A 3932-nucleotide genomic window follows, 5' to 3' on the forward strand; every position below is an offset into this window, starting at 1 on the left:
AGCGCATAATCAGCGCGGGCCTGGCGATGTTCCTCTGCTAACAGTTTATCAATTGTAGCCAGATCTTTTGCATAGGCTTTTTTGTTGTCGCGGCTGCTGTTCACCCAGTTACTCAGCGCTTTGTGCTCAGCCTGTTTACGGGCTAAGAAGTCGCTTTGTGCAAAACTGTCGAGCATGCCCTGGCGGTTTTTCATGTAATTATTAAGGCCGGCAACTCTGCTGGCATATTTCAGCTCGGCATCTTTATTGGTTGAAGTAACCCGGTCAATAATGGCCAGAGTATCTTTGAACTGCTGCACGGTATTCGGGTAGCTCCACTCGAAAGTCTCACTTACCTCAGCGGGTAACCGGTGGCGGTTTGTCCGGCCTGGGTAGCCCAGCGCCATCACAAAATCGCCTTCCTGTAGTCCTTCAGCTGCCAGCTTCAGGTAATGATCAGGTTGGTAAGGTACGTTATCGGCATGATAATCGGCAGACTTACCTTGTGGGCTTACGTAGGCTCTTAAAAAACCATAGTCGCCGGTATGCCGGGGCCACATCCAGTTATCGGTGTCGCCACCAAATTTGCCAACTCCCTCAGCCGGTGCATGCACCAGACGGACATCTTTAATTTCCAGCTGTTTAATTAAGTAATATTCCAGACTGCCATAGTAAGCGGCAACCCGGCAACGGTGACCCTCGTCCTGCTCACACTGTGCTATCAGCTGTTTCTGGTTGGCCTCAATCGCATCAATCCGTTGCTTGCCACTTAGCTTAGCCGTTGCGCTGTCAATAACCTGGGCAGTCACATTATCTACTGCTTTCGTCACATAAACCCTGCTGCCCGGTGCCGCGGGCACTTCGTCGGTTAAATTTTTTGCCAGAAAGCCATTGGCCAGTAAGTCATTATCTGGTGTGGAGTTATGAGCAATACTGTTGTAGACACAATGATGGTTGGTGACGACCAAACCGTTTGGCGAGATAAAAGACGCAGAACAACCACCAAGGCTGACAATGGCCGCCATTGGGAATTCGGTAAGTTTAGTCAGGTTCGCCGGGTCAAGTTCTAAGCCGGCAGCTTTTAATTCATTGGCAATGTCGGGCAATTGTTGTGGCATCCACATGCCTTCATCCGCCAGAGCAGCGCTGCTGGCGAATGCCAGGATTAATAACGACTTTTTCATAATCACTCTTTTAATTTTATTTAAGCGTATCATACGCAAGACCCGGCTATACTCGTTGTCTGGCTAAAAGTTGTCAAGTTACCAGCAAACCCTGGCACTGTTATATCCGTTTAATATGCCTTTTTGTGCGCCAGTTTGCTGCGTTTAACGTAACCAGGAAAGTAATGTCTTATCTTATACTTGCGATAGATTGATTTAACGCAAATAAAATTGAGTAACCCTTATGCCAATTTCGCTTTTTATAGCCTACCCTGTTACAGATGATGGTAAAAAAACACCCATGGCTTCATTCCGGTAATTACTATTTTTGTTATAGATCAGCGCAAACTGGCGCATCACGCCTAAATAGTTCAGTGAGGTAATAATGAGAAAACGTCTACTCGCCCTGTCACTTGCAGTTATCCTGGCCCCTGCGGCCGTATCCGCTGAAACGACTATTAATGGCTTTGCTTCTATCAAGGCCGGTATCACGACCGGTAGTGATGAGCAGCTGTATGGTTATGACGATACCCTTGATTTTAAAAATGAAAGTTTGATTGCGCTACAGATTAAATCTGATTTAGGTGAAAAACTGTCTGTGACGGCGCAGCTGCTTGGCCGGGGGCGGGACGATTTTGATGTTGGCTTTGAATGGGCATTTATCAGTTATCAGCTTACTGACAATATGACTATTAATGCCGGCAGACTGCGTACGCCATTCTATAAATATTCAGATTTTAAAGACGTCGGGTATGCCTATGACTGGCTGCGGGTGCCCCAGGGCGTCTATGGTCTGGGTTTTGACACCATTGAGGGGTTAACCTTTTACCGCACGGCGCAGCTGGGAAGTGTTGACTCGACTTTGCAACTGATTTTTGGTGGCTATGATGGCAATGCCAGTTTAAGTGGTGCGCAGGTGAGCGCACGCATTGATAACGTTGCCGGTATAACCTGGGAGCTGGCAAAAGACTCGCTAAGCGCCCGGTTTGCCTACCTTACCGGTAAAACGAGCATCGAAACGGCACCCGTAACCCTGGCTCCGGGCTTTACTGTTGGAAATTTATATCAGGCACTTAATGCAAATGGCTTGGCGCCGGTTGTCGAGGCAGTTGATATTGATGATGAAAGTTCTAATTTTATCGGCGTTGGCCTGACTTATGACGACAGTAACTGGATAGCGGTTGCAGAATATACCCGGGTCGAAGTCGAAAACAGCTTTATTTCAATTCAGAAAAACTGGTACGCCTCTCTTGGCAAGCGTTTTAACAGTTTTACGCCTTATATTTCCTATGAACGGGAAAACAATGATGCCGTAGTCAGTATTTATCAGCCCTACAGCAGTGTGCTTCCGCCACAGCTGCTGGTGCCTTTACAGGGGTTGGTGGCAAGCCAGGAGCGTGATGCCAGTACCTGGAACGTCGGTGTGCGCTATGACTTTCATCCATCGGCTGCTTTTAAAGCACAATTCAGTTCAGAAGATCTTGATACGACAGGCCAGCGTAACGGTGTTGTGGCCTTCGGTGTCGACTTGGTTTTTTAAGGAGTCTTTATGTTAAGCAGATTAGTAGTCACTCTGTTAGCCCTTGCAGGCGTCGCAATTGCGATGCCTGCCAATGCCGATATTGCTGTTATTGTAAATCCGGCTAATACCTCAACCCTGACCACAGATGAACTGACCCGGCTTTACACCGGGCGTTCATCAGCGCTGAGCGCGGTTAATATTGCAGAGAGCTCACCACTGCGCAGCCAGTTTGACGAAAAGGGGGTTGGGCGATCTTCGGCTCAGTTAAAAGCGCATTGGTCAAAACTGATCTTTACTGGCAAAGGCACGCCCCCGCTTGAACTGGCGACGGAAGCCGCGGTAATTGAGCATATCAGTCAAAATCCCAATGCGATTGGCTATGTTGATGCTGCCAGCGTAACAGATGCCGTTAAAGTGGTTCTGACCTTGAATTAGCGCTGAAATAGCGATAGCTCGATGAGTTCTGGCGCTGGTAAACAGAGTATTTTATGAAAAATATGTCGATAGTAATGAAAATCTGGCTGGTTATTGGCCTGGCAGTGATTGCATTCTCAACAGTGGTGGCGGTAAGTGTATTTTTTACCGCCAAAAATAATGCCACTACCCAGAGCATGCGGGATTACATGTACGAAACGTCCAAGCTGGCGTCGCAAGTTCATTCTGGTTTTAATTCATTGGATGAGTTTTTTACTCAGGCCGTCACCTTGTCTGATCCGGATTTACTGGCGACAGCCCAGCAACATAGTACCAAGCTGCAGCAGAACCTAAACCGGTTGCAGGACCTTAACCCCAAGCAACAGCAGTTTCTGGAAAGTTTGCGGCAAGATGCTGAGAACTACGCCAGTCTGGCGGGCGGTATTGCCCAGCAATTTATCGATGGTAACGTCGATTTTGCGAAAATTCAGGCAAGTGTCGCTACCAAGACCGAACAATTTGAAAGCTTAAACACGCGTTTTGCTCAGTTCGAACAACAGGCCGATGAACGTTTCTCGCAGGCAATTGAAGATATGTCTGGCAATATGGAGTTGGCGTTAACCGTTATTCTGGCGTTGGGTAGCGTGTTGATCATACTCACTGCTGGCCTGGGACACTTTATTGCCAGCAGGATCAGCAACTCGGCTAAAACACTGGGGGTATCGCTGGCCGAGCTGGCCAGTGGTAAGGGCAATCTTGCCAGTCGATTACCGGTAACCGGCAACGATGAACTTGGCGTGGTGGCTAAACAATTTAACTTGTTTATTCAAATGTTGCAGACGTCGTTTAACGAT

Annotated in this window: 4 protein-coding genes; 3 read left to right on the top strand and 1 reads right to left on the bottom strand. The window is 47.9% G+C overall.

Going from position 1 to position 3932, the window contains the following annotated elements; translation table 11 throughout:
- Positions 1–1163, bottom strand: a 1163-nt coding sequence (locus ABY802_RS16160; protein ID WP_372628150.1) for a S46 family peptidase, incomplete at its 3' end; no start/stop codon positions are given.
- A gap of 364 nt (positions 1164–1527) precedes the next feature.
- On the opposite strand from ABY802_RS16160, the gene ABY802_RS16165 reads away from it, so the two are divergent.
- From ABY802_RS16165 to ABY802_RS16175, 3 genes are all read left to right on the top strand, one after another.
- On the top strand, positions 1528–2682 hold the full coding sequence (locus ABY802_RS16165) for a porin (RefSeq protein ID WP_372628151.1): 1155 nt from the start codon (positions 1528–1530) through the stop codon (positions 2680–2682).
- A gap of 9 nt (positions 2683–2691) precedes the next feature.
- Positions 2692–3099 carry a phosphate ABC transporter substrate-binding protein gene (locus tag ABY802_RS16170; RefSeq protein ID WP_372628152.1) on the top strand — a complete coding sequence of 136 codons (408 nt, stop codon included), beginning with the start codon at positions 2692–2694 and terminating at the stop codon, positions 3097–3099.
- A 53-nt stretch (positions 3100–3152) separates the two neighbouring features.
- The coding region (locus tag ABY802_RS16175; protein WP_372628153.1) for a HAMP domain-containing protein at positions 3153–3932 on the top strand (780 nt) is incomplete at its 3' end.

Origin of the sequence: Arsukibacterium sp. (assembly GCF_041616895.1) — a bacterium.
Classification (GTDB): Bacteria; Pseudomonadota; Gammaproteobacteria; order Enterobacterales; family Alteromonadaceae; genus Alishewanella.

Excerpts from the sequence above, each read along its gene's own strand:
- ABY802_RS16165 (WP_372628151.1), top strand. The coding sequence starts at position 1,528 with ATGAGAAAACGTCTACTCGCCCTGTCACTTGCAGTTATCCTGGCCCCT.
- ABY802_RS16170 (WP_372628152.1), top strand. The coding sequence starts at position 2,692 with ATGTTAAGCAGATTAGTAGTCACTCTGTTAGCCCTTGCAGGCGTCGCA.